The organism is Moraxella sp. I5G (assembly GCF_055193055.1).
The window spans coordinates 1-5,120 of record NZ_JBUXLH010000025.1 but is presented as its reverse complement, the minus strand read 5'-3'; the positions used below and the strand labels follow the sequence as shown (position 1 = coordinate 5,120).

2 tRNA genes and 3 rRNA genes are annotated in these 5,120 nt (G+C 48.6%); all 5 read left to right on the top strand.

Annotated elements, in window-relative coordinates:
* Window positions 1-22 precede the first annotated feature (22 nt).
* The 5 genes from ACZBKJ_RS09600 (at window position 23) to rrf (ending at window position 5,086) form a co-directional block, all read left to right on the top strand.
* Window positions 23-1,556: ribosomal RNA gene (locus ACZBKJ_RS09600) — 16S ribosomal RNA — on the top strand.
* Between the two features lie 56 nt (window positions 1,557-1,612).
* Window positions 1,613-1,689, top strand: a tRNA-Ile gene (locus ACZBKJ_RS09595).
* Between the two features lie 4 nt (window positions 1,690-1,693).
* Window positions 1,694-1,769: transfer RNA gene (locus ACZBKJ_RS09590), tRNA-Ala, on the top strand.
* A 248-nt stretch (window positions 1,770-2,017) separates the two neighbouring features.
* Window positions 2,018-4,872: ribosomal RNA gene (locus ACZBKJ_RS09585) — 23S ribosomal RNA — on the top strand.
* A gap of 100 nt (window positions 4,873-4,972) precedes the next feature.
* Window positions 4,973-5,086, top strand: a 5S ribosomal RNA gene (rrf, locus tag ACZBKJ_RS09580).
* The 16S, 23S and 5S rRNA genes sit together here with 2 tRNA genes alongside, the layout of an rRNA operon.
* Window positions 5,087-5,120 lie beyond the last annotated feature (34 nt).

Below are 5,120 nucleotides of genomic sequence, written 5' to 3'. Positions count from 1 at the left end.
TTAGTTAGGTAAAAACAAGATTAAACTGAAGAGTTTGATCATGGCTCAGATTGAACGCTGGCGGCAGGCTTAACACATGCAAGTCGAACGATGATTACTAGCTTGCTAGTATGATTAGTGGCGAACGGGTGAGTAATGCTTAGGAATCTACCTATTAGTGGGGGACAACATTCCGAAAGGAATGCTAATACCGCATACGTCCTATGGGAGAAAGCAGGGGATCGCAAGACCTTGTGCTAATAGATGAGCCTAAGTCGGATTAGCTAGTTGGTGGGGTAAAGGCCTACCAAGGCGACGATCTGTAGCTGGTCTGAGAGGATGATCAGCCACACTGGGACTGAGACACGGCCCAGACTCCTACGGGAGGCAGCAGTGGGGAATATTGGACAATGGGCGAAAGCCTGATCCAGCCATGCCGCGTGTGTGAAGAAGGCCTTTTGGTTGTAAAGCACTTTAAGTGGGGAGGAAAAGTTGACGGTTAATACCCGCCAGCCCTGACGTTACCCACAGAATAAGCACCGGCTAACTCTGTGCCAGCAGCCGCGGTAATACAGAGGGTGCAAGCGTTAATCGGAATTACTGGGCGTAAAGCGAGCGTAGGTGGTCATTTAAGTCAGATGTGAAATCCCCGGGCTTAACCTGGGAACTGCATCTGATACTGGGTGACTAGAGTAGGTGAGAGGGAAGTAGAATTCCAGGTGTAGCGGTGAAATGCGTAGAGATCTGGAGGAATACCGATGGCGAAGGCAGCTTCCTGGCATCATACTGACACTGAGGTTCGAAAGCGTGGGTAGCAAACAGGATTAGATACCCTGGTAGTCCACGCCGTAAACGATGTCTACCAGTCGTTGGGTCTCTTGAAGACTTAGTGACGCAGTTAACGCGATAAGTAGACCGCCTGGGGAGTACGGCCGCAAGGTTAAAACTCAAATGAATTGACGGGGGCCCGCACAAGCGGTGGAGCATGTGGTTTAATTCGATGCAACGCGAAGAACCTTACCTGGTCTTGACATACACAGAATCTTGCAGAGATGCGAGAGTGCCTTCGGGAATTGTGATACAGGTGCTGCATGGCTGTCGTCAGCTCGTGTCGTGAGATGTTGGGTTAAGTCCCGCAACGAGCGCAACCCTTTTCCTTAGTTACCAGCACTTTGGGTGGGAACTCTAAGGATACTGCCAGTGACAAACTGGAGGAAGGCGGGGACGACGTCAAGTCATCATGGCCCTTACGACCAGGGCTACACACGTGCTACAATGGTTGGTACAGAGGGTTGCTACACAGTGATGTGATGCTAATCTCAAAAAGCCAATCGTAGTCCGGATTGGAGTCTGCAACTCGACTCCATGAAGTCGGAATCGCTAGTAATCGCAGATCAGAATGCTGCGGTGAATACGTTCCCGGGCCTTGTACACACCGCCCGTCACACCATGGGAGTTGATCTCACCAGAAGTGGTTAGCCTAACGCAAGAGGGCGATCACCACGGTGGGGTCGATGACTGGGGTGAAGTCGTAACAAGGTAGCCGTAGGGGAACCTGCGGCTGGATCACCTCCTTAACAATATTATCTGTTGGCAAGAATCCACAACAAGTTGTTCTTAATAAAAAGTAATTGGGTCTGTAGCTCAGTTGGTTAGAGCACCGTGTTGATAACGCGGGGGTCATAAGTTCAAGTCTTATTAGACCCACCATTTTGGGGTTATAGCTCAGTTGGTAGAGCGCCTGCCTTGCACGCAGGAGGTCAGGAGTTCGACTCTCCTTAACTCCACCATTAAATATAAACAAATAATTTGTTTAGATTATTTTTTTATGTTTAATACATATTTTATGACTTGATGAAAGCATAAATCACTATTTAACAATATAAATATGAGTCTGGGTAATTTATTTAATTCCAACAAATAAATTACCATGATAAGTACACCCCAAAATGTACTTATCTAAAGTAAAGAGAACTGAATCAAGCGTAAACATAGGTAAATCGTTATACATTACCCATAAGACCCTTTGGGGTTGTATGGTCAAGTAATGAAGTGCACATGGTGGATGCCTTGGCAGTCAGAGGCGATGAAAGACGTGATAGCCTGCGATAAGCGTCGGTGAGGTGGCAATATCCTGTGACCCGGCGATTTCTGAATGGGGAAACCCACTTATCATAAGATAAGTATCTTACTTTGTAAGAGGCAAACCGGGAGAAGTGAAACATCTCAGTACCCCGAGGAAAAGACATCAATTGAGATTCCCCAAGTAGCGGCGAGCGAACGGGGAGTAGCCGATCAATTTTGTAGTAGTAAAATGGCGTGGGAAAGCCAACCGTAGTAGGTGATAGTCCTGTATACGAAACTGCAAATGCGACATATTAAGTAGGGCGAGACACGTGAAATCTTGTCTGAAGATGGGGGGACCATCCTCCAAGGCTAAATACTCCTGACTGACCGATAGTGAACCAGTACCGTGAGGGAAAGGCGAAAAGAACCCCTGTTAGGGGAGTGAAATAGAACCTGAAACCGTGTGCATACAAGCAGTCGGAGCCCATTTATTGGGTGACGGCGTACCTTTTGTATAATGGGTCAGCGACTTATATTTTGTAGCAAGGTTAACCGTTTAGGGGAGCCGTAGGGAAACCGAGTCTTAATAGGGCGTTTAGTTGCAAGGTATAGACCCGAAACCGAGTGATCTATCCATGAGCAGGTTGAAAGTGTCGTAACAGACACCGGAGGACCGAACCCACTGTCGTTGAAAAGCCAGGGGATGACTTGTGGATAGGGGTGAAAGGCTAATCAAACTCGGTGATAGCTGGTTCTCCCCGAAAGCTATTTAGGTAGCGCCTCAGACGAATACCATGGGGGGTAGAGCACTGTTTCGGCTAGGGGGTCATCCCGACTTACCAAACCGATGCAAACTCCGAATACCCATGAGTACTATCCGGGAGACAGACGGCGGGTGCTAACGTCCGTCGTCAAGAGGGAAACAACCCAGACCGCCAGCTAAGGCCCCAAATTCCTAGTTAAGTGGGAAACGATGTGGGAAGGCATAGACAGCTAGGAGGTTGGCTTAGAAGCAGCCACCCTTTAAAGAAAGCGTAATAGCTCACTAGTCGAGTCGGCCTGCGCGGAAGATGTAACGGGGCTCAAACTAGGAGCCGAAGCTGCGGATTTAATTGTTTCAATTAAGTGGTAGGGGAGCGTTGTGTAAGCCTGTGAAGGTGTGCTGTAAGGCATGCTGGAGGTATCACAAGAGCGAATGCTGACGTGAGTAACGACAAAACGGGTGAAAAGCCCGTTCGCCGTAAGACCAAGGGTTCCAGTCCAACGTTAATCGGGGCTGGGTGAGTCGACCCCTAAGGCGAGGCCGAAAGGCGTAGTTGATGGGAAATTGGTTAATATTCCAATACTTGTTTATGATGCGATGGAGGGACGGAGAAGGTTATGTCAGCCTGGCGTTGGTTGTCCAGGTGAAAAGATGTAGGTAGGTTTAGTAGGCAAATCCGCTAGACTATTACTGAGATCTGATAGCAAGCTGTACATGTACAGCGAAGTGGCAAATACCCTGCTTCCAGGAAAAGCTTCTAAGCGATAGTTATAAACAAATCGTACCCGAAACCGACACAGGTGGTCAGGTAGAGAATACCAAGGCGCTTGAGAGAACTCTGCTGAAGGAACTAGGCAAAATGGTACCGTAACTTCGGGAGAAGGTACGCTGCCGATGGTGAAGGGACTTGCTCCCCGAGCTGTTGGCAGTCGCAGATACCAGGCTGCTGCAACTGTTTATTAAAAACACAGCACTCTGCAAACACGAAAGTGGACGTATAGGGTGTGATGCCTGCCCGGTGCTGGAAGGTTAATTGATGGGGTTAGCGTAAGCGAAGCTCTTGATCGAAGCCCCAGTAAACGGCGGCCGTAACTATAACGGTCCTAAGGTAGCGAAATTCCTTGTCGGGTAAGTTCCGACCTGCACGAATGGCATAATGATGGCAGCGCTGTCTCCAGCAGAGACTCAGTGAAATCGAAATCGCAGTGAAGATGCTGTGTACCCGCGGCTAGACGGAAAGACCCCGTGAACCTTTACTACAGCTTTACATTGAACTTTGACCTAACTTGTGTAGGATAGGTGGGAGGCTTTGAAGTAGTGACGCCAGTTACTATGGAGCCAACCTTGAAATACCACCCTGGTTATGTTGGGGTTCTAACTTCGAATTAACAAATTCAAGGACAATGTATGGTGGGTAGTTTGACTGGGGCGGTCTCCTCCTAAAGAGTAACGGAGGAGTACGAAGGTGCGCTCAGAACGGTCGGAAATCGTTCAAAGAGTATAAAGGCAAAAGCGCGCTTAACTGCGAGACCCACAAGTCGAGCAGGTACGAAAGTAGGTCTTAGTGATCCGGTGGTTCTGTATGGAAGGGCCATCGCTCAACGGATAAAAGGTACTCTGGGGATAACAGGCTGATACCGCCCAAGAGTTCATATCGACGGCGGTGTTTGGCACCTCGATGTCGGCTCATCTCATCCTGGGGCTGAAGCAGGTCCCAAGGGTATGGCTGTTCGCCATTTAAAGAGGTACGCGAGCTGGGTTTAGAACGTCGTGAGACAGTTCGGTCCCTATCTACCGTGGGCGTTGGAAATTTGAGAGGATCTGCTCCTAGTACGAGAGGACCAGAGTGGACGAACCTCTGGTGTTCCGGTTGTCACGCCAGTGGCATTGCCGGGTAGCTATGTTCGGATGGGATAACCGCTGAAAGCATCTAAGCGGGAAGCCCACCTCAAGATAAGATTTCCCTAAAGAGCCGTTGTAGACTACGACGTTGATAGGTTGGGTGTGGAAGCATGGCGACATGTGTAGCTAACCAATACTAATTGCTCGTTTGGCTTGACCATACAACACCCAAATGGTTTTGTAAGTTAAGTGTAAGATTGCCTACCTTGATACAGTAAATTTTAAAACAAACAGACTCATATAATATTGTTAATCTTTTACGCTGACGACAATAGCAAGATGGAACCACCTGACCCCTTTCCGAACTCAGAAGTGAAACGTCTTAGCGCCGATGGTAGTGTGGTTTGCCCATGTGAGAGTAGGTCATCGTCAGCACCCTATTTAACCCCCTTATCTGATGATGAGGGGG